Annotated in this window: 20 protein-coding genes; 10 read left to right on the top strand and 10 right to left on the bottom strand. The window is 45.0% G+C overall.

Annotated features, from left to right (window positions below):
- Positions 1-61 precede the first annotated feature (61 nt).
- The 5 genes from DFP76_RS00305 to dtd all read left to right on the top strand — a co-directional run bounded on the left by DFP76_RS00305 (position 62) and on the right by dtd (position 4,935).
- Positions 62-418 carry a cupin domain-containing protein gene (locus tag DFP76_RS00305; protein ID WP_113872693.1) on the top strand — a complete coding sequence of 119 codons (357 nt, stop codon included), beginning with the start codon at positions 62-64 and terminating at the stop codon, positions 416-418.
- A 1-nt stretch (position 419) separates the two neighbouring features.
- On the top strand, positions 420-1,058 hold the full coding sequence (locus tag DFP76_RS00300) for an RpiB/LacA/LacB family sugar-phosphate isomerase (protein WP_113872692.1): 639 nt from the start codon (positions 420-422) through the stop codon (positions 1,056-1,058).
- A 110-nt stretch (positions 1,059-1,168) separates the two neighbouring features.
- Positions 1,169-2,251 carry a pectinesterase family protein gene (locus tag DFP76_RS00295; RefSeq protein ID WP_181799765.1) on the top strand — a complete coding sequence of 361 codons (1,083 nt, stop codon included), beginning with the start codon at positions 1,169-1,171 and terminating at the stop codon, positions 2,249-2,251.
- Between the two features lie 285 nt (positions 2,252-2,536).
- Complete coding sequence (gene typA / locus DFP76_RS00290; RefSeq protein WP_113872690.1) at positions 2,537-4,357, top strand: translational GTPase TypA; 1,821 nt, start codon at positions 2,537-2,539, stop codon at positions 4,355-4,357.
- Positions 4,358-4,500: 143 nt separating this feature from the next.
- Positions 4,501-4,935: a D-aminoacyl-tRNA deacylase gene (dtd, locus tag DFP76_RS00285; protein WP_113872689.1), complete on the top strand. Its 435-nt coding sequence runs from the start codon at positions 4,501-4,503 to the stop codon at positions 4,933-4,935.
- Positions 4,936-5,005: 70 nt separating this feature from the next.
- Here dtd and tatC read toward each other — a convergent pair whose 3' ends face one another.
- The 8 genes from tatC to DFP76_RS00245 form a co-directional block, all read right to left on the bottom strand.
- Positions 5,006-5,788 (bottom strand): twin-arginine translocase subunit TatC, encoded by a 783-nt coding sequence (tatC, locus tag DFP76_RS00280; protein WP_113872688.1) that lies wholly within the window; start codon positions 5,786-5,788, stop codon positions 5,006-5,008.
- Positions 5,789-5,823: 35 nt separating this feature from the next.
- A complete protein-coding gene (tatB, locus tag DFP76_RS00275; RefSeq protein WP_113872687.1) occupies positions 5,824-6,222 on the bottom strand; it encodes a Sec-independent protein translocase protein TatB in 399 nt (132 codons plus the stop codon).
- A gap of 3 nt (positions 6,223-6,225) precedes the next feature.
- A complete protein-coding gene (gene tatA / locus DFP76_RS00270) occupies positions 6,226-6,444 on the bottom strand; it encodes a Sec-independent protein translocase subunit TatA (protein ID WP_113872686.1) in 219 nt (72 codons plus the stop codon).
- 31 nt (positions 6,445-6,475) lie between these two features.
- Positions 6,476-6,808: a phosphoribosyl-ATP diphosphatase gene (locus DFP76_RS00265; RefSeq protein ID WP_113872685.1), complete on the bottom strand. Its 333-nt coding sequence runs from the start codon at positions 6,806-6,808 to the stop codon at positions 6,476-6,478.
- A 16-nt stretch (positions 6,809-6,824) separates the two neighbouring features.
- Complete coding sequence (gene ubiB / locus DFP76_RS00260; RefSeq protein WP_113872684.1) at positions 6,825-8,468, bottom strand: ubiquinone biosynthesis regulatory protein kinase UbiB; 1,644 nt, start codon at positions 8,466-8,468, stop codon at positions 6,825-6,827.
- Between the two features lie 2 nt (positions 8,469-8,470).
- On the bottom strand, positions 8,471-9,226 hold the full coding sequence (ubiE, locus tag DFP76_RS00255) for a bifunctional demethylmenaquinone methyltransferase/2-methoxy-6-polyprenyl-1,4-benzoquinol methylase UbiE (protein WP_113872683.1): 756 nt from the start codon (positions 9,224-9,226) through the stop codon (positions 8,471-8,473).
- 122 nt (positions 9,227-9,348) lie between these two features.
- A complete protein-coding gene (locus DFP76_RS00250; RefSeq protein WP_113872682.1) occupies positions 9,349-10,884 on the bottom strand; it encodes a GGDEF domain-containing protein in 1,536 nt (511 codons plus the stop codon).
- Between the two features lie 16 nt (positions 10,885-10,900).
- On the bottom strand, positions 10,901-11,521 hold the full coding sequence (locus DFP76_RS00245; RefSeq protein WP_113872681.1) for a thiol:disulfide interchange protein DsbA/DsbL: 621 nt from the start codon (positions 11,519-11,521) through the stop codon (positions 10,901-10,903).
- A 247-nt stretch (positions 11,522-11,768) separates the two neighbouring features.
- On the opposite strand from DFP76_RS00245, the gene yihA reads away from it, so the two are divergent.
- The 3 genes from yihA (at position 11,769) to DFP76_RS00230 (ending at position 14,321) form a co-directional block, all read left to right on the top strand.
- Positions 11,769-12,413: a ribosome biogenesis GTP-binding protein YihA/YsxC gene (yihA, locus tag DFP76_RS00240; protein WP_063331760.1), complete on the top strand. Its 645-nt coding sequence runs from the start codon at positions 11,769-11,771 to the stop codon at positions 12,411-12,413.
- Between the two features lie 138 nt (positions 12,414-12,551).
- Positions 12,552-12,983, top strand: coding sequence for a VOC family protein (locus DFP76_RS00235; RefSeq protein WP_113872680.1), 432 nt, complete (start codon positions 12,552-12,554; stop codon positions 12,981-12,983).
- A 102-nt stretch (positions 12,984-13,085) separates the two neighbouring features.
- Positions 13,086-14,321, top strand: coding sequence for a winged helix-turn-helix domain-containing protein (locus DFP76_RS00230; protein WP_113872679.1), 1,236 nt, complete (start codon positions 13,086-13,088; stop codon positions 14,319-14,321).
- A gap of 77 nt (positions 14,322-14,398) precedes the next feature.
- Here DFP76_RS00230 and rhaI read toward each other — a convergent pair whose 3' ends face one another.
- On the bottom strand, positions 14,399-15,691 hold the full coding sequence (gene rhaI, locus DFP76_RS00225) for an L-rhamnose catabolism isomerase (protein WP_113872678.1): 1,293 nt from the start codon (positions 15,689-15,691) through the stop codon (positions 14,399-14,401).
- A gap of 58 nt (positions 15,692-15,749) precedes the next feature.
- Complete coding sequence (locus tag DFP76_RS00220; RefSeq protein WP_113872677.1) at positions 15,750-17,840, bottom strand: bifunctional rhamnulose-1-phosphate aldolase/short-chain dehydrogenase; 2,091 nt, start codon at positions 17,838-17,840, stop codon at positions 15,750-15,752.
- A gap of 239 nt (positions 17,841-18,079) precedes the next feature.
- Here DFP76_RS00220 and DFP76_RS00215 point away from each other — a divergent pair, with 239 nt between their 5' ends.
- Together DFP76_RS00215 and rhaS are read left to right on the top strand one after the other, a co-directional pair.
- A complete protein-coding gene (locus DFP76_RS00215; protein ID WP_113872676.1) occupies positions 18,080-18,862 on the top strand; it encodes a DeoR/GlpR family DNA-binding transcription regulator in 783 nt (260 codons plus the stop codon).
- Positions 18,863-18,924: 62 nt separating this feature from the next.
- Positions 18,925-19,917, top strand: a complete 993-nt coding sequence (rhaS, locus tag DFP76_RS00210; protein ID WP_113872675.1) for a rhamnose ABC transporter substrate-binding protein — start codon at positions 18,925-18,927, stop codon at positions 19,915-19,917.
- The last annotated feature ends 146 nt before the right edge of the window (positions 19,918-20,063 follow it).

Here is a 20,063-nt window from a genome sequence, read left to right as displayed (position 1 = left end):
TATTGTTTTGTTTGGCTGCTATAGTGTTAATGTCTAAAACAAGAATACTAAGAGTTAACCTATGTTTATTTACAATGATCAGGTCCCGTTGGAAGATCTCGGTGATGGGGTTTCTCGCAAAATCATGGCCTATTCCGATAACATCATGACCGTTGAGGTGCATTTTGAAAAAGGAGCGGTAGGTCCATTGCACAATCACCCTCATGAACAACTTACCTATGTTTTGTCAGGTAAATTTGAATTTACCATTGGTGATGAAACACGAATTGTTAGCCAAGGCGATACGCTCTACAAAGAGCCTAATGTTATGCACGGTTGTGTGTGCTTAGAGCCTGGTGTGTTATTGGATAATTTCACGCCAATGCGCAAAGACTTTGTTGGGTTGGAAGAATCTTATTATCAAAAACAGGATGCTTAATATGAAAATCGCGCTGATGATGGAAAACAGTCAAGCAGGCAAAAATGCCACTATTTTACAGCAGCTTAGCGAAGTCGCGGAGCCGCTTAATCATGATGTTTACAATGTTGGTATGAGTGACGAAAACGACCATCACTTAACCTATATTCATCTGGGGATTATGGCCAGTATTTTGCTCAATGCGAAAGCGGTCGATTTTGTGGTGTCAGGGTGTGGTACTGGGCAAGGGGCAATGATGTCTCTAAATGCTCATCCAGGTGTGGTTTGCGGTTATTGTTTGGAGCCTTCTGACGCCTTTTTGTTTAATCAAATTAATAATGGAAATGCCATTGCCATGGCTTTTGCGAAAGGTTTTGGTTGGGCGGCGGAATTGAATGCGCGATATATCTTCGAAAAAGCCTTTACGGGTCCGCGTGGTGAAGGCTATCCGGTTGAGCGTAAAGAGCCACAGGTTCGTAACGCAGCCATCTTAAATCAAGTCAAAGCCGCTACCATGAAGGATAACTACCTAGACACGCTAAAAGCCATGGACCAAGAGTTGGTAAAATCCGCAGTGACGGGCGTGCGTTTCCAGGCGTGTTTGTTTGAAAATGGTCAGAGCCCTGAGATTGAAGCTTACGTGCGTTCGCTGTTGGATTAATTTCTCGGTGTGGCTATTTGTTGGTTGTGTTGTGAAAAACAAAAAAGGAAGACATGGTCTTCCTTTTTTATTGGTTGCGCGGTCTGTTTGTATGGCTGAGGAGTATGAGAATGCAGATCTTTGATGCATTGGTGTCTTTGCAGGGGGAAGAAGGAACTTTTTCTAGTATACAGGCAGCATTGGAGGCCGCACCGAAGGATGAATCCTATTATCGAATTTATCTCTCGCCAGGCCATTATCAAGAGTGCATTTACATCACTCGAGACAACTTGGAAATCGTTGGCGCAGGGCGTTCTGAAGTGGTGCTTTGTGGTGCCGTTTGCGCAGGTATGTTGAAAGAGGCGGGTCAGTTAGCGAGCACTCTTGGCAGTCGAATTGTTGAGATTGATGCCGTTAATGTCACCTTAAGACAGCTTACGATTGCTAATCAATGGGACTATCTTGAGAACCTAAGAAAGCCAGATCACGACCCAAGCAAGCAGCAACACTCTCAAGCTGTCGCTTTACTGATGAATGAACGTAGTGATCAAATTTTCTTAGAGGATGTCTGTTTAGACAGCTATCAAGATACCTTTTGTGCGCAAGGTGGTAGAGGTTACCTAAGGTCTTGTCAGATAAAAGGCAACATTGATTTTGTGTTTGGCTCCGGTTGTGTGTTGTTGGAGTCCTGTGAGTTGCTGTGTAAGGTGTATCCCTCGAAAAGTAAGGTGCTTGGGTATGTGGCAGCCCCTAGTACGAATCGCTATAGACAGTATGGGTTTGTTTTTTTACGGTGTAGTATTTATCGTGAAAATATTGATTTTAAGTCAGGTGTTGAGGTTCAAAACTATGCCTTGGGGCGACCTTGGCACCCAACCAAGACATTTTCAGATGGTCGTTATGCAGACCCTGAGGCCATCGGTGTTGCCTTGTACATAGAATGTAAACTGGGGGAGCATATTTATGGCTGGGATAAAATGCACGGTTTGGCAAAAGATGGCACTAAGCGATTTTTTGAACCTGATAAAGATGCCCGCTTTTATGAGTGGCGTAATGATGGCGTTGGCGCGCTGCATTCTGGCTATAAAGGTGTGTGGCCCAAAGCAGAGAGTTTCGCCGGTTTAGGTCAGGATTTGGTGCCGGCATTACGTGAGGAGGTTCTTGGGGAGTGGGGGTTGTCGTTTAAATCGCCTTCTGAGTTATCACGTCTGTAGAAGTGCTTACCTGAATCCGTTCACTTCAATAGTTAGCTTGATCAAACTCTGTGCAATTTTCTCTGTTCCATTTCCTTGTCAAAGGTCGTGATTCGAATGTCTTTTAAATAACCGCAAATTCATGAAAATAGAATTTATTTGTGTAGTTTAATGGGAACTTAACAAATATAAGGGTACAATTGCGCGAATTTTGTCCCATATCTAGATCCGATGTGCTTAAAAGTCTGTTTCGCAAGGGCGGAATGCGACACTTAATTTGAGCCTCGCTTATTACAGAGAAATAAAATGTCTATTGATATTAGTAAGTTACGTAACGTCGCTATTATAGCTCACGTTGACCATGGTAAAACAACACTAGTTGACCAGCTATTAAGCCAGTCAGGAACACTTGATCGTAAAGACGAAGGTGCAGAGCGCATCATGGACTCCAACGATCAAGAAAAAGAACGTGGTATTACCATCTTGGCGAAAAACACAGCGATTAAATGGAACGACTACCGTATCAATATCGTAGACACACCTGGACACGCTGACTTCGGTGGTGAAGTAGAGCGCGTATTGTCTATGGTTGACTCTGTATTGTTGTTGGTTGATGCGGTTGATGGTCCAATGCCACAAACGCGCTTCGTAACATCTAAAGCATTTGAGCGTGGTTTACGTCCAATCGTTGTTATCAACAAGATTGACCGCCCAGGTGCTCGTCCTGATTGGGTAATGGATCAAGTATTTGATCTATTTGACAGTCTTGGTGCATCTGAAGAGCAACTTGATTTCCCTGTAATTTATGCTTCTGCTATCAATGGTATTTCTGGTAATGATCCAGAGCAAATGGCAGAAGACATGACACCGCTTTACCAAATGATCGTCGACAGTGTACCTGTTCCTGATGTTGACCCAGAAGGCACGTTCCAAATGCAGGTATCAGCATTGGATTACGATAGCTACGTTGGTGTTATCGGTGTGGGCCGTATTACTCGTGGTAGTTTGTCTCCTAACCAGCAAGTCGTTGTGAAATCGGCTGATGGTAAAGAGCGCAAAGGTAAAGTGCTAAACGTTAAGGGCTACCATGGTCTACAACGTGTCGACACTGACCAAGCTTACGCGGGTGACATTGTATGTATTACTGGTATTGATGGTCTAAGCATCTCTGATACTTTGTGTGATCCTACATGCGTTGAGTCTCTACCTGCTCTAACCGTAGATGAGCCAACCGTTAGCATGACCTTCATCGTTAACGATTCACCATTTGCCGGTAAAGAAGGTAAGTTCGTTACAACACGTAACATCAAAGACCGTCTAGACCAAGAGCTTATCCACAACGTGGCACTGCGTGTGAACCAAGGCGATACGCCTGACAAGTTCATCGTATCGGGTCGTGGTGAATTGCACTTATCTGTATTGATTGAAACCATGCGTCGTGAAGGTTTCGAAATGGGCGTATCTCGTCCAGAAGTAGTGAAAAAAGAAATTGATGGCCAAATCCAAGAACCATTTGAGCAAGTGGTAATTGACGTTGAAGAGCAACATCAAGGTTCTATCATGGAAGAGCTTGGTCTGCGTAAAGCAGAACTAACGAACATGGAGCCAGATGGTAAGGGCCGTGTACGTCTTGAGTTCATCGTGCCTTCTCGTGGCTTGATTGGTTTCCGTGGTTTGTTCCTAACTCTGACGTCTGGTTCCGGTATCATGACCAGTGTCTTCGATCACTATGGTCCTGTTAAAGACGGTGAAGTAACTGGCCGTCAAAACGGTGTACTGGTTAGTATGTTGACTGGTAAAACAGCGGCTTACGCTTTGTTTAACTTGCAGAGTCGTGGACGTATGTTCTTGGGTCACGCTGTGGACATCTACGAAGGTCAGATCATTGGTATTCACTCACGTGATAACGATCTAGCGGTTAACCCAGTTAAGGGTAAGCAGCTGACTAACGTACGTGCTTCTGGTACGGATGAAGCCTTGACGCTGACGCCGCCAATCAAGCACACACTTGAGCAAGCGCTTGAGTTTATCGAAGACGATGAGTTGGTAGAAGTGACACCAGAAAGCATCCGTATTCGTAAGAAACTACTAACGGAAAACGAGCGTAAGCGCGCTGGCCGTAAGTAAGCGTTTTATGCTATGTTCAGAGCAAATTGAGCATAGCAATTAAGCGAGCAGCAGCAAATAAGCCTTTTGGCTTAGGAGCGACAGAAGCGCCTTCGGGCGCTTTTGTTTTATCTGGCTTATGGAGCAAGAAAAAGAGGACTTGGATGAAAGTATTAGTGCAGCGAGCCTTGAATGCCAGTGTAACAGTTGATGGCGAGATAGTTGGCGCCATAGATCATGGTCAGCTGGTTCTGGTTGGGATTGAAAAAGGGGATACTGAAATGGATGTTCAGCGCCTTGCGGATAAATTGCTTAAATATCGCATGTTCAGCGATGATGAGGGCAAGATGAACCTGAATGTCCAGCAAGTTGGTGGTGGTGTTTTGCTGGTGTCGCAATTTACCCTAGCGGCCGAAACCAAAAAAGGCCTGCGCCCCGGCTTTTCTAGCGCGGCGGTGCCAGCGGAAGGTGAGCGTTTGTTTAATGCATTTGTTGAAAAGGTGCGTGCTCAGCATGGTAAGGTTGAAACGGGACGTTTCGGCGCTGACATGAAGGTTGCCTTCATCAATGACGGGCCAGTCACTTTTATGCTGGATTAAGTGACACCAATTTAACCTTGCAGGGCAAAATGCCTGACACAGAATGGTCAGGCTCAAATGAATTTAGCCGTTAGGCTTTAGGTTCTGTTGCTTGAGTATTGTCTTCCGACTCCTCGCTTTCTTCATCATCCTGGTTTTTCACTGTGCGGCCTGCCAATAAGCCGACTTCAAACAGCATCCACATGGGAATGGCCAATAAGGTCTGAGAGAAAATATCAGGCGGTGTGATCAACATGCCGACCACAAAACACCCAAGGAATATAAAAGGTCGCTTTTTAGAGAGTTTGGCGACGGTGGTAGCGCCCGCTTTGATCAATAGATAAGTCGCCACTGGAATTTCAAACGTCACGCCAAAGGCGAAAAACAGTTTGAGGACAAAGTTTAGGTAGTTATTAATGTCCGTCATGACCGTCACTTCACCCGGGCCGACTGTGGTGAAGAAGCCAAAAATCAAAGGTAGCACCACGTAGTAAGCGAAAAGCACCCCCATGTAAAACAGAAAGATGCTGGAGATGAGTAGTGGTATCGCAATGGTCTTTTCGTTCTTATACAGGGCTGGGGCGATAAAAGACCAAGCTTGGAATAGGGTGTAAGGGACAGACAATAGCACCGCGATGGCGAAGGTCAATTTTAAGGGTGCTAAAAAAGGCGAAGCCACTTCGGTCGCAATCAAGGAGCTGCCTTCAGGCAAAAGTAATCTCAGAGGTTCGGAGACGATCAAATATAAATCATTGGCAAAATAATAGAGGCCAATGAAAATCAGTAAAATGGCCAAAACCGACTTAAGAAGTCGATTCCTTAACTCAATTAAGTGAGCCACTAAAGGGGCTTGTTGGGATGAATCTGTACTCATAAAAGGCTTGCCCGTATCTTGTGATCAGGAATCTATTAATCGCTGCTTTTAGTGTCTTGTTTTGCCTTTGTGTCCGTATCGGTTATTGCTTCAGGCGATTCCGTCAGACCAGCCGCATCGACTTGGTCTGTGTGTTGCGCAGTCGCGACAGGAACGGGCTCTGGTTCAGTTTGCGACACGGCAAGCGGAGTGATGGTGTTTTGGATTGCCTGACCTTCTTGCAGCATACGCTTGTTGGTTTCGGCAATTTTTTGCTGCATCTCTTCGTTATCAAGCTGAGCATTAATCTCTCTTTGTACTGAGTTAATGCTGCGACGAATTTTACGAATCCAAAGACCGGCTGTCTTAGCGGCATGAGGAAGACGCTCTGGTCCTAATATTAATAGGCCAACCACAAAGACAACTAACAGTTCTGAAAAGCCAATATCGAACACGGATTAAGCGCTCTTATCGTCTTTTTTGGCTTCGCCATCGATGACTTTTTGCTGAGCGGTTTTATCTGCTTCATCGTCGCCGTCTTTATCGACCGCTTCTTTAAAGCCTTTTACCGCGCCACCAAGGTCAGAGCCTAAGTTTTTCAATTTTTTCGTGCCAAAAATAAGTACTAAGATGGCCAACACGATAAGAAGTTGCCAAATACTGATTCCACCTAACATAACATTTCTCCTGCTTATTCGTTTCTACTGCTTATTGGTCTCTACTGGCTTTTTCTTCTAAGCCAGACAAATTAAATCGACGAGCTAACTCATCCAGTATAGCATCAGGACCCAAGTCTAAATGAGATAACATAACTAAGGTATGGAACCAAAGGTCAGCTGTTTCATAGACCAGATCAGATTTATCACCTGAAGTGATCGCGTCCTTTGCTGCAATAATTGTTTCAATGCTCTCTTCACCAACTTTTTCAAGGATCTTGTTTAATCCTTTGGCATGCAGGCTAGCGACATAAGAAGAATCGGCTGAAGCGTTTTTGCGTTGCTCTAGAGTGGCTGCTAACTCAGCCAAAACATCGGTTTTCATTATAGTCTCTCAAATGTTACGGTTTTAAGACAAGTAAATACAAGCCTATTAGAAATAATCCAATACTGGTCAGGTCTGCGTGCTTGAGTTGTTGCAGTTTGTCCGGCTCGGTGACTAACCAAGCTGCGGCTAAACTGAATACTCCCAATAAGCGGAATGGCCAGTTACGGCGGCGCAGTTTCAGCTCTTGGCTTAGCTCTTTTATCTCATTGGTTTGCGCTTGCATGCGCTCTTCCTGATGGGACAGTTGGGTTAAGGCTGTAAACACTAGGTTAGGGATCTGCGGTAAATGCCCAGCCCACTGTGGTGCCTGTTTGCGCACTTCTTCCATCACGCGCTTAGGTCCCATTTGTTCACGCATCCAGCGCTCAAGGAAAGGTTTCGCTGTCACCCAAAGATCAAGGTCTGGGTACAGCTGGCGACCTAAGCCTTCAATGTTAAGTAAGGTTTTTTCAAGTAATACTAACTGCGGCTGCACTTCCATATTAAAGCGACGTGCCGTCTGGAACAAACCGATTAACACCTGACCAAAAGAAATGTCTTTTAATGGCTTAGCAAACATAGGCTCACAGACACTGCGTATTGCTGATTCGAAAGCATGTACCGGAGTGCCTTTTGGTACCCAGCCACTTTCTACATGCAGCTCGGCGACCAGGCGGTAATCCCGTTGGAAAAAGGCCAGTAAATTACGGGCAAGGTAGCTTTTGTCTTCGTCATCTAGACTGCCCATGATGGCGCAATCTATAGCGATGTATTTGGGCTTGTCAGGGTTGCTTGGGTCAACAAAAATGTTGCCAGGGTGCATGTCAGCATGAAAGAAACTGTGCGAGAAGACTTGTGTGAAGAAAATTTCTACGCCACGTTCGGCCAAGCACTTCATGTTGACATTGGCTTGATTAAGAGCCGGAATGTCGGCCACGGGAATGCCTGAAATGCGTTCCATCACCATGACATTTCGATGGCAATAGTCCCAATACACTTGCGGGACATACAGCAACTCAGACTGAGTAAAGTTACGCTGTAGTAAGCCGGTATTGGCCGCTTCTTTCGCCAAGTCTAGTTCATCTAAAATGGTGTATTCATAATCGGTCACCACTTCAATAGGGCGCAAGCGACGGCCATCTTCACTGACGTTGGCAACAAAATGCGCCAAGCTGTAAAGCAGACTGATGTCCTTGCCGATCGTGTTTTCGATTTTAGGTCGAATGACTTTTACCACGACGTCTTCACCACTGTGCAAGGTGGCCGTATGCACTTGTGCAATTGAAGCCGATGCGAGGGGTGTTTCTGAAAACGCTGCAAACAAATGTTCAATTGGGGCTTTTAAGTCTCGCTCAATAATGGCTTTCGCGACCTTGCCTGAAAAGGGTGGCACCTTATCTTGTAATTTGGCCAGCTCATCGGCTAAGTCATCGTCTAATAAATCGCGACGAGTAGAGAGAATTTGCCCAAATTTCACAAAGATGGGGCCAAGTGACTCCAACGCTAAGCGCAGTCGTTCACCTCGATTTTGACTAGCGCGCTTACGGCCAATGGCACACAAAGCGCCGAGTGTATAACGCAGATACCAAGGCAGTAGAGAAAACGGGATAAACACGTCAAGGCGAAAGCGCACCACGGTGTATAGGATGCGCAGAAAACGAAATGCACTGGTGAACATGGTTAGAATTTAAACCCTTTGTGGAGTGCGACAATGCCGCCGGTCAGATTTTGATAGCTGCTGCGCTCGAAGCCAACTTCTTCCATCATGCCTTTCAGGGTTTCTTGATCTGGGTGCATACGAATGGATTCAGCCAAATAGCGATAACTGTCTGCGTCGTTGGCGATCAACTTACCCATAGTCGGTAGCAGGCGGAAAGAATACTGATCGTAGATCTTTGATAGTACTTCCGATTCTGGTTTGGAAAATTCTAATACCAACAGACGACCGCCAGGTTTGAGTACACGGTACATGGAAGCCAATGCCTTGGATTTGTCCGTGACGTTGCGCAGACCAAAAGCAATGGTGATGCAGTCAAAGGTGTTATCTGGGAAAGGCAATTCTTCCGCATTGGCTTGTACAAACTTGACGTTACCAACCACACCTTGATTAGCCAGTTTGTCACGACCAACTTTCAGCATGGAATCATTAATGTCAGCGAGAATAACCTGACCTTCACTGCCAACCAAACGAGAGAATTTCAGCGTCAGGTCGCCTGTACCGCCAGCAATATCCAAAACCTTGTTGCCCGCACGAACACCAGATTGGCTAATGGTATGGCGTTTCCATAGGCGATGAATACCACCTGACATCAAGTCATTCATAATGTCGTATTTGGCGGCAACCGAGTGAAACACTTGTGCTACGGCTTGTACTTTTTCATCGGCTGGAATTTCTTTAAAGCCAAAATGGGTGGTGTTCTTTTGGTCATCTTGCATAAGTGAATTCATCCTAACAAAATGCTGGCGACGAAAAAAAGCGTCCAGCATGGCATTATCTGTATTTGCTAATGGTGTTTATTGTACCTGTCGTAGCCGAGCGCGGGTACTGCTTATTCGGTCTATTTTTCGGCCATCACACGATTACGGCCAGAATCTTTTGCCTGATAAAGCTGTTTATCCGCTCGTTCAAATAAGCTTTCTGGTGTCTCTTTGGCTTTGTGCTCGGCAATACCAATGGACACGGAAATAGACACGGGCTCGCCTTGCATATTGAAAGGGGTCTTCTCGACGGTTTGGCGAATGAGCTCGGCTTTTTCGATGGCTTTATCCAAAGGTGTATTAGGAAACACGATGACAAACTCTTCGCCGCCGTAACGGAAAATCAGATCTTCTTTCTGTAAAACACTGCGGATTTGCTTTGGTACAATACTAAGGACTTTGTCACCCGCCAAATGCCCCCAAGTGTCGTTTACCTTTTTAAAGAAGTCGATGTCGCATACTGCCAAACATAACGGTTTTTGCGTTTTTTGCATGACCTGACAAAGCGGTAAAATGGCATCTTGATAGGCTGTACGATTAGGGAGCTCAGTTAAGGAATCGGTCATGGCTTGTGCCAATTTCTCTTGCAGCATAGAGCGCAACGACGCGGAATCCTTTTCCATACGAGTAACTTTGTTTTTCAGGCTGGTAATCGACTGATTCGCGTCTTTTTCTTGCTCTTGCATGCGCGAGCGATACTCGGACATGGTGCTGGAAATGTTTGATAAGCGTTCATTGATTAACTGCTGCAAGCTTTCTAGATCATTAGCACCTTGAACCGCTTGGCTGGTTTCTTCCACTTGCTTTTGCAATTTGGTATTAAAACCTTCGCGACTTTCCGAGAGATTTTTTTGTGACTGATAACTGCTGGAGACAGACGCGTTGATGCTCGCCAGTTGTTTGTTCAATTCACTTAGGTATTTGGTCAGGCTTTCTTGTGTTTTGCCAATGGCAATCATCACGAGGGCGATGACTTCATCCAGCAAGGTCGGTAATTGTTCGAGATTACTGTTGCCTGTTAAAGCACTTTTTAAGGTTGTCATTTCCCCATGATAGTGCTTTGGCAAGGATAAATTGTCCACCAAACCCGCCAGAGTGTGACTGATCTGCGCCATAATATCTTGATCGTTGGAAGGCGCTTGATTGGTGTTTTTACTGCGATTGAACAGGCGTTGAAAGAGGGAATTCTTCTCAGTCTGATGACTTGAGTCGGTCTGATTAAAAGTTTGTTGGCTTAACTCTAAAAACAATTTAAGCAGATGTGGCCACTCGTAAGACTGTTGCCATTTGCTACGGATTTCGTATTCCAATTGTTTCTTGAGTGGGCCAGGAAGCGGGTGGCTAGTATTTTTTTCTAATACATCAATCAAGTTTTGCAAACAGGTGCGAACCAGTTTTGCTCTTTCTTCCTGAGCCTTATCACTGCTCAGAAACTTCGGCTCAGCTTGATTAAGCAGTTTCTGTATTTCGTCAGCATCAACCCCTTGGGTAATGCTTTGCCTAAGTTGGCGGACAACGGAATCAAGCTCAGGATAATTCCCTTCAGCGAGCATGCTAGTTCTAGAAACGGCTTTGCGTAGAACTTCGATCAATTTATCGCTTGATGACTCCGTCATACCACCTCAACTCATATTAATTTTGACGTTCTTTTTCGATTAGAAAATCGACCACTTTAAAGATATTTTCATTGCCATTAGCAGTTTGTGCAGACACCAGGTACTTACCATTAACAATGATGCCTGGTACGCCGCGCGCACCGTAAGCGCGAATTTTAGCATCGGCTTGACTCAAACGACTGTTCACTGAGAAAGAATCGTACAGCTTGTGGAAGTCGTCTTCATTAACGCCATAATTCACAAAAAACTCAGCAAGCGCGTCCTCTGAGTTTAGACGACGATGTTCAACATGAATAGCATTAAACAAGTCACCGCGAATTTTATCTTCTACGCCAAGAATATCAGCAATGTAAAAGGCTTTTGCATGGGCTAACCAACCACGGCCAAATACGGCAGGCAGGTATTTAAAATCGACGTCGGCTGGCGCGTCTTTTTTCCAAGCTTGTACCAGTGGCTCTAAGGCGTAACAATGCGGGCAGCCATACCAAAAAATTTCAGTGACTTCGATTTTGCTTGGGTCGCTGGTACGAACTGGGGTTTTGATGGTGGTGTAACCATTACCATCACTGTATTCCGCCGCCATCGCAGTTAGCGGCATAAGTAGAGAAAAGATCAGAGCTGTAAACAGCTTTTTCATGGAAAGCTCCTAATGATAAAAATGAAACTATAGTGACATCATGCACTTAAACATAAAAAACTTCGATCCCGATTATGGAAGAAGGTTCGGCATTTCCGGTAAGTTTACATAAAGTTTACATCAATAGGGACAATTGGGCAGAGCCAATAGCCTTTTAAATGGCATCTTAAACGGATTGCTGGCATTATATACACACTAAAATGCATCTGCGAATGCCAATCTCAATCGACTGACGAATATCAAATTTATGACACCTTACGACTCCACGTTCCAATCGGCTTATTTCATTAAAAGTGCGGAAAAACTCTCTCAATGCCCACTTGATCAAGGTGTTGAAGTAGCCTTTGCTGGACGCTCCAATGCGGGTAAATCTACAGCATTGAACACCTTAACGAACCAAAAGAAATTGGCTCGTACCTCAAAAACACCGGGTCGTACTCAGTTGATCAACTGCTTTGGTTTAAACCTTGATGATCGTCGCTTGATCGACTTACCGGGTTATGGCTTTGCGAAAGTGCCGATCGAGATGAAAAAGGTCTGGCAAGCACACATGCAAGATTACCTAATGAACCGTCGTTCCTTAGCTGGCGTAGTATTGGTCATGGACATTCGTCATCCACTTAAGGAATTCGACGAAATGATGTTGGATTGGGCGAAAGCCAATGGCATGAAAGTGCATGTACTATTGACCAAGTCAGACAAACTAAAGCGTGGGCCAGCGAAGTCGACTATGTTGTCGATTCAGCGCGAGCTAAAACAGCAAAACATTGATGGCACGGTACAAACCTTCTCAGCCTTGAATGGCGACGGTGTGGATGACCTTCGCATCAAGTTGGCAGAATGGTTAGTGCTAGACAATCAAGACGAAATTCCCGTATCGCCAAACGCATAATCGATACATCGAGAGACCGCAATCAAATGCTTTAAGTCTTGATTGCGGTGACCGTTTCCCTTTCCTTTTCTAGATTCATTCCCCTTCTATTAGATAAGATTCCTTGTCGTTAACTTTGTTAAAGCGAGTGTAGAGCAGATGAAACAAGATATTGTGCATGTGGCTTTGGTGGTCCGTGACTACGACGAAGCTATTGATTTTTATGTGAATAAACTCAAATTCGAATTAATTGAAGACACCTATCAGCCTGAACAGGATAAGCGTTGGGTAGTAGTGTCTCCACCTGGTTCAAAAGGGACGACCTTATTATTGGCGAAAGCGTCTAAGCCAGAGCAATTGGCGTTTATTGGTAACCAAGCGGGTGGCCGTGTTTTCTTGTTTTTAAACACGGATGACTTTTGGCGAGACTATCGGCGCATGCGGGCTGAGGGTGTCCATTTTGTTCGTGAGGCCACAGAGCAAGAATATGGAACCGTTGCTGTTTTTGAAGACTTATACGGTAATCTATGGGACTTATTGCAACTCAAAGCAGATCATCTTATTTCCAGTCGATTAAAGGCCCTAATTTAATCTGACTTGTTATGGTTTAAAGGTTTGCTGTTTGATTTTTATTCGCTTCATGGCATCAGAATGGGTAATTTAAAGGAAACCCTTATTTGAGCTAGGTCAATCATGATGAAAATCACTCGGAGAGCCGATTTAGAGCGTTTACGTCGATTTGCTTTATCGTCGCAAGGTTTGTTGCAGATGAACCCTTTTGGCCGAGGTTTGGCTGGGACGCACGAAGCGATTAAACACCTAGGTTACGTGCAAATAGATACGATTTCAGTGGTTGAGCGAGCGCATCATCATGTTTTGCATACCAGGGTGCCTAAATTCCAACCTGAGATGATTCATAGCTTGCTAGCGAATGGCCGTATTTTTGAGTATTGGTCTCATGCAGCGGCCTTTTTACCCATAGACGACTTTCGATTTTCCCTACCTTATAAAAAAGCCATTCAATGTGGCCAAGTTCATTGGTATAAAAATCCAGATAAGAAATTGATGGCTGAATTACTGGCTCGTATTCGCTCCGATGGCCCGCTGCGATCTCGTGATTTAGAGGCTAATAAAAACGCTAACTCTGCAGGTTGGTGGGATTGGAAACCGGCGAAAAAAGCGCTTGAACAGTTGTATATGGAAGGTGAGTTAATGGTAAGTCACCGAGAAGGTTTCCAAAAAGTATATGATTTAACGGAGCGTGTTTTACCATCTCACATTGACACTCGTCTGCCCAGCGCCGATGAATATGCTGCACACATGCTGGATCAACAATTGCGTTGCCATGGTTTCGTTTCATTAAAAGGGCTAACCTATTTGCGCCGAAGTACAGAGCTTCGTCAGGCGATGAAAACCTTGGTGCGTGATCGCTTGTATCAAGGTGCGTTGGAAGAAATCGAATTAGACGATGGTGAGCGTTTCTTGATGCCAGCTGGAGCGTTAGATTACCGCACGCCAAGGTTGAATAATCGTCTGACTATTTTGTCCCCTTTTGATAATAGTGTTATTCAGCGAGATCGCCTTAGATCTGTGTTTCAGTTCGATTATCAGATCGAGTGTTATGTGCCAGAGCCAAAGCGCCAATACGGCTATTTCTGCTTGCCGTTATTATTTCGAGGGGAGTTTATTGGACGCATGGACTGCAAAGCACACCGTCAAGAGCGCCGCTTGGAAATTAAATCTCTCTACTTAGAAAAACAGATAGAAACATCGAACTTTGATGTCGACATCATTCTAAGTGCCTTTGTCGACGCTATTAAAGCATTTAGTCAATTCCAGCAATGTGATTCAGTGACCTTAACCTCAGTTGAACCTAGTGCTCTAAAGTCGCCTTTGCGAATCGCGTTACAAGCGCTCGGTGATGGATAGCAAAAAAGCACGAAACCAATGTCACCTCGTGCTTTTGTGTTGAATCTTTTTCGTTTAAACCCTAGAGTCGATTTTTTCTACACAATACCAGACCCCGTTTTATTAGGATCGGCCGGACGAGATTTTGCTACGGTCGCGCGATAGCCGCTGGCACGGTAACAACTAACAGGATCGATAGCGCCACCGGCTTGCAAACGTGCCATTTGCAGTATTGGTTCGACATCTAAATTGTAAGCTTGTTTTAAGCTAGCTTGTGCCATCATAGGATCATTGTCTTCTTGATACTGAGACAAGGCTTGGCGGTCGACAAGTAAGCTTTTCACAAAAGCACGTTGTACTTCGGCTGCACTGTACATCAGACTCTCGATAGGATCGGTTACATTGTGTGATTGATCCAACATATAGAAAGGGCTGTAAGCGGGATCTTGAGCTCGGATGTCGGTTAATTCATTGAAAATTAAGAAGAGTTGATAAGGGTTAATCGAGCCGCTGTCCAAATCATCATCGCCGTACTTACTGTCGTTAAAGTGGAAGCCACCTAGCTTACCAAATTGTGCCAGCCGACTGACGATCATTTCGATGTTAACGTTTGGCGCATGGTGCCCTAAATCCACCAAGGATAAACAGCGTTCGCCGGTTTCTTTGGCGGCAAGGTAGCTGCTGCCCCAGTCTTGAATCACGGTTGAGTAAAAGGCAGGCTCAAATATCTTGTGTTCTAGCAGCATGTTCCAATCATCAGGCAAGCTATCATAGATCGTCTTGATGCTGTCTAAATAATGGCTAAAGCTGTTTTTAAAATGTTGTTGTCCTGGAAAGTTAGAGCCATCGCCTACCCATACTGTGAGTGCTTTTGAGCCAAGTTTTTGACCCAATTCCACCACGTCAATGTTATGAGCAATGGCTTGTTCACGTACCGCTTTATTGGTGTGCGTTAAGCTACCAAATTTGTACGATTCGTCTTGATCAATTTGATCTTGGAAAGTGTTGGAGTTCATGGCATCGAAATGAAGACCATATTGTTCCGCGTACTGTCGCAACTCCTTCGGGTCCTTCGGTCTGTCCCAAGGGATGTGTAATGAAACCGCCGGTGTGGCTTGTGATAGTTGTTGGATGACAGAGCAATCATCGAGCTTTTCAAAAATATTGCGAGGTTCACCTTGACCAGGAAAGCGAGCAAAACGGGTTCCGCCTGTACCGACTCCCCAAGAAGGAACCGCGACTGAAAATTGTTTTGCTTGCTCTAAGACGGTGTCAATTTGAATGCCTGAACGGTCTAATTTCTCTGCAAGGGCGTTGTAATCTGTGTTTAGTGCCGATTCTTGCTTAGTGTTTTGTTCTTGTAACAAGTTTTGATCAATTAATAGAGTCATGATCGAATCCTTTTGTTGTTCTTATTTAGTCGGTTCTTGTTAAATGTTTCTCATGGCGCTAGCGAGTAAACGAGGGGGCGTGACCCGCATCAACATTAAGTATGTTGCCCGTCGATTTGGCAGAAGCATCCGAGGCAAAGAAGTAGATGGCCTCGGCAATGTCTTCTGGCAGCACATTCAGTTTCAACATACTGCGTTGACGATAATGCTCTTCCAAATCGTCGGTCGATAGCTGGTAAGCGCTGGCTCTCTCTTCTTTCCATTTACCGGTCCAGATTTTTGAACCGCGCAATACGGCATCTGGGTTCACCACATTAGATCGAATGCCAAGAGGTGCACCTTCCAAAGCAACGCATCGAGACAGCTGAATCTCGGCCGCTTTAGCCACACAATAAGCGCTGGCATTGGCGGACGCAACCAAACCATTTTTACTGGCAATGAACACCATATTGCCGCCCATGTTTTGTTGTTTAAGCAAACTAAAGGCTTCCCGTGCAACCAGAAAATACCCTGTTGATAAAATACTCTGATTTTTATTCCATAGCTCAAGAGAGGTTTCTTCTAGCGGGGCAGAAGAGGCAATACCAGCATTGGAGACCACTATATCTAAGCCGCCAAAGGCAAGAGCACAGTAGTTTACCGCACGAACAACATCCTCTTCCTGAGTCACATCCATTTTGATGCTTGCAGCGCAATCTTTGCCAAATTCGTTGGACAGTTCATTTTTAGCAACGGCCAATGCTTCCTCATCAATGTCCATGAGTACAATGTTGGCACCTTCTGTTGCAAGGCGTTTTGCTGTCGCCAGACCAATGCCGCCAGCACCGCCTGTGACCAAGGCAATGTGACCTGCTAAGGATTTGGGTTTCGGCATGCGCTGCAATTTTGCTTCTTCTAACAGCCAATATTCAATATCAAAGGCTTCTTGTTCAGGTAAGCCAACGTATTCACTCACGCTATCGGCACCGCGCATCACATTGATGGCATTGACATAAAATTCACCGGCAATTCGAGCGGTGGCTTTGTCTTTTGCAAACGACAACATGCCAACTCCTGGAATTAAATAGATGACAGGATTTGGATCGCGCATAGCTGGGCTGTTGTCGCGTTTACAGCGTTGGTAGTAACCAGCGTAGTCGTTGCGATAGTCTGCCAAGCTTTGCTCTAAGGATTCGATGACGTCATCTAAGTTGTCTTTTTGTGGATCATAAGCCACCACAAAAGGTCGAATTTTGGTACGCAAGAAATGATCTGGACAAGACGTACCAAGTTTCGCCAGACGATCCAAATCCACAGAATTAACAAACTTCAGCACTTCATCGCAATCATTGAAGTGACCAATTTGACGTTGTTTTTCACTGGTTTTACCGCGAATCAATGGCATTAAACGAGACACAACTTGGCGACGCTTGTCCTCGGCTAAGGTCGTAAATCGCTCGCCACCAAATGCAGCTTTACCAGCGCTTTGTTTTTCCAGCCAAGTTTGTGCTTTGTTAATGATGTTTAACGAGTTTAGGTAGCACTCTTTGTTGTCATTGGCCCAGGTAAATAGTCCGTGACTTTCAAGTACCACTCCTTTTAAGTGTGGATTCTCCGAGGCGATTTTATGTAAGTCCATGCCCAGTTGGAATCCAGGACGGCGCCATGGTAGCCAGCCAATCTCACCGTTAAAAATGTCTTCCGTGAGTTGCTGGCTATTTTTGCTTGCGGCAATGGCAATGACTGCATCTGGATGCAGGTGATCAACATGCTGATATGGCAAATAGGCATGCAGTGGCGTATCGATACTGGCCGCTCTGCTATTTAGGTTGAATGTGCAATGGGGAAGATACGCGACCATTTCATCTTCAAATTCGACACCACGATAAAGAGGCAAAAGCTGATTCAGTTTATCCAAATAAAGCGTTGAGAAACCTTCCAGCTCCATAGAGCCAATATCGCCCCCTGAGCCTTTGACCCACAAAACCGTAGTAGTTTGCCCTGTCAGTGGATCATTCATTTGAAGTTTGGCTGAGGTATTGCCGCCACCGTAATTCGTCACGCGCATGTCAGAACCAAGCAAGTTTGATCGATATTGCAATAATTCTGGCTCAGACATCAAGGACGCATCCGCATCGTTCCAAAGATTGGCTAGTAAATTAGTAGACATGGTTTAACCTCAAGTATTGTCTGGTTTATTGGCCTAGAGTTCTGTTCGAATAGGCAGATAAAATGCAGACTTCAATTTTATTTTTGTTATGCACAACCAGCGGGTTAGAATGATCGATAGCTTTCATACTAAAACAAAAACAATCATTATCAAGCATTATTTATCTTTTTTGAGATGTTTTGATCGATTGTGCTTGATAATGATTGAAAATTAATTATATTGAATATCGAGGATGATCAATGCACGAAATTGAAAGGCACAGAGTTATCCTGTCAGAAGTAGAGGCTCGACCCATTGTGACGGTGACGCACCTAGCGGATGTGCTAGGCGCATCCGAAGCCACAGTGCGAAGGGACATTGCTTCTCTAGATCAGGAAGGAAAGTTGCGACGAGTGCGAGGAGGGGCTGAGGCCATCAACCCACCGTCGGATGTCAGTTTGCTTGGGCGACCATATTCAGTCAGCCAAACGATTAATATGGATGTAAAGCGGAGCATAGCAAAAGCGGCCGTAGAATTATTGTCGGACAACATGTCGATTATGATCAGTGGTGGTACAACCACTGCAGCTATGTCTGAGTATATGCGAAGTTTGAAGTTACAAGTGTTGACGAACTCGTTTTCGATTGCGGATCAATTGATAAAAAAGAGCAAATGTAGCGTCACAGTGCCGAGTGGCAAAATTCACCGGGAACAGAACATCATTTTGAGTCCGTTTCCGAGTGATATTTCCAATCATACCTACGCAGACATTCTTTTTATCGGTGCATATGGTGTGAATTCTCATGGTGTAATGGAGACAGATCCACAAATCGTACAAGCGGTGATGAAATTGATAAATCGAGCCGATCAGCGGGTGCTTTTGGTTGATAGTTCAAAGTTTCAAAACCGATCAAGTATGGTCATTTGTCCTCTGTCTCAAATAGACATCGTCATTACGGACGATGGCATAGATAACAAGAGTAAAGAAGTGATTCAATCGGCTGGTTGTCGTTTGATCATAGTGGAAAAACAAAAACAATAAACCGCGTCTCATGCTTGGCAATATCTGATTGTGTGGTGATGAGCGCGCTCTTGGAGATAATTATGAAAACGAAACTCATCACAGTGTTGCTGACTTGCGCCACTCTATTTACTTCTGGTGCGTATGCTGCCGATCAGGTTCGCGTTGCGCTCTTAGTAAAGGCTTTGGGGATTGGCTTTTTTGAAGCGGCCTATCGTGGTGCGGAAGAGGCCAGTAAAGAGCTTGGCGATGTTAAAATCATCTACACAGGTCCAACGTCAACCACGGCGGAAGGCCAGATTGAGATCATCAATTCTTTGATCGCTCAACGTGTTGACGCCATTGCCGTGTCAGCGAATGACGCCGATGCTTTAGTACCTTCCCTAAGAAAAGCCCAGCAACGTGGTATCAAAGTCATTTCTTGGGACTCTGGTGTTGGTAAAGCTGGTCGACAAATCCATCTAAACCCTTCTAGTAACAGCTTGATTGGCGAAATGAATGTGCAGCTTGCTGCCGATGCCATTAAAGTCAAAGGCAAATCGTCTGGAACCTTCGCTATCTTGAGTGCGACACCTACCTCGACCAACCAAAATATTTGGATTGGCGAAATGAAAAAGTCTCTTAGTAAATTCCCTAATCTAACATTGGTTGATACGGTTTATGGCGATGACTTAGCAGATAAAAGTTTCCGTGAAGCAACCGCTTTGATTAAGAATTACCCAGACTTAGACGTCATCGTAGCACCAACTACGGTTGGTATTTTGGCCGCTGCGCAAGCCGTGAGTGATATGGGATTGACGGGGAAAGTCTATGTCACAGGCTTAGGCTTACCGTCTGAACTAGCGGGCCATGTGCACAGTGGCGCGATTCACAGTTTTGCGATTTGGAACCCAATTGACCTTGGTTACTCGGCTACTATGCTGGCTTATAACCTAGTGAAAGGCAAAGGCAGTAAAACCGAAGTGCCAATGGGGCGTATGGGAACACTGGAAGTCGACAGCAATGGTGACGGCGCGATGGCAAAACCTTTTGTTTACGACGCGTCTAACGTTGATCAATTCTCTTCTATCTTTTAACCCCCTCCCAGCCTCCCCCTTAGTAGGGGGAGGAGCTTAGAGCTTTTGTTCCTTCCCTTAGCAGGGGAAAGGGCTAAGTGTTTTTGTTCCTTCCCCTTACTTCAAGGGGAAGGCTAGGATGGGGTTTTATCTCATTCGATAATGTC

Origin of the sequence: Marinomonas aquiplantarum (genome assembly GCF_003314975.1) — a bacterium.
Taxonomy (GTDB): Bacteria; Pseudomonadota; Gammaproteobacteria; order Pseudomonadales; family Marinomonadaceae; genus Marinomonas; species Marinomonas aquiplantarum.
Note: the sequence above shows the minus strand (reverse complement) of the source record. Positions and strands in the feature narration are given on the sequence as shown.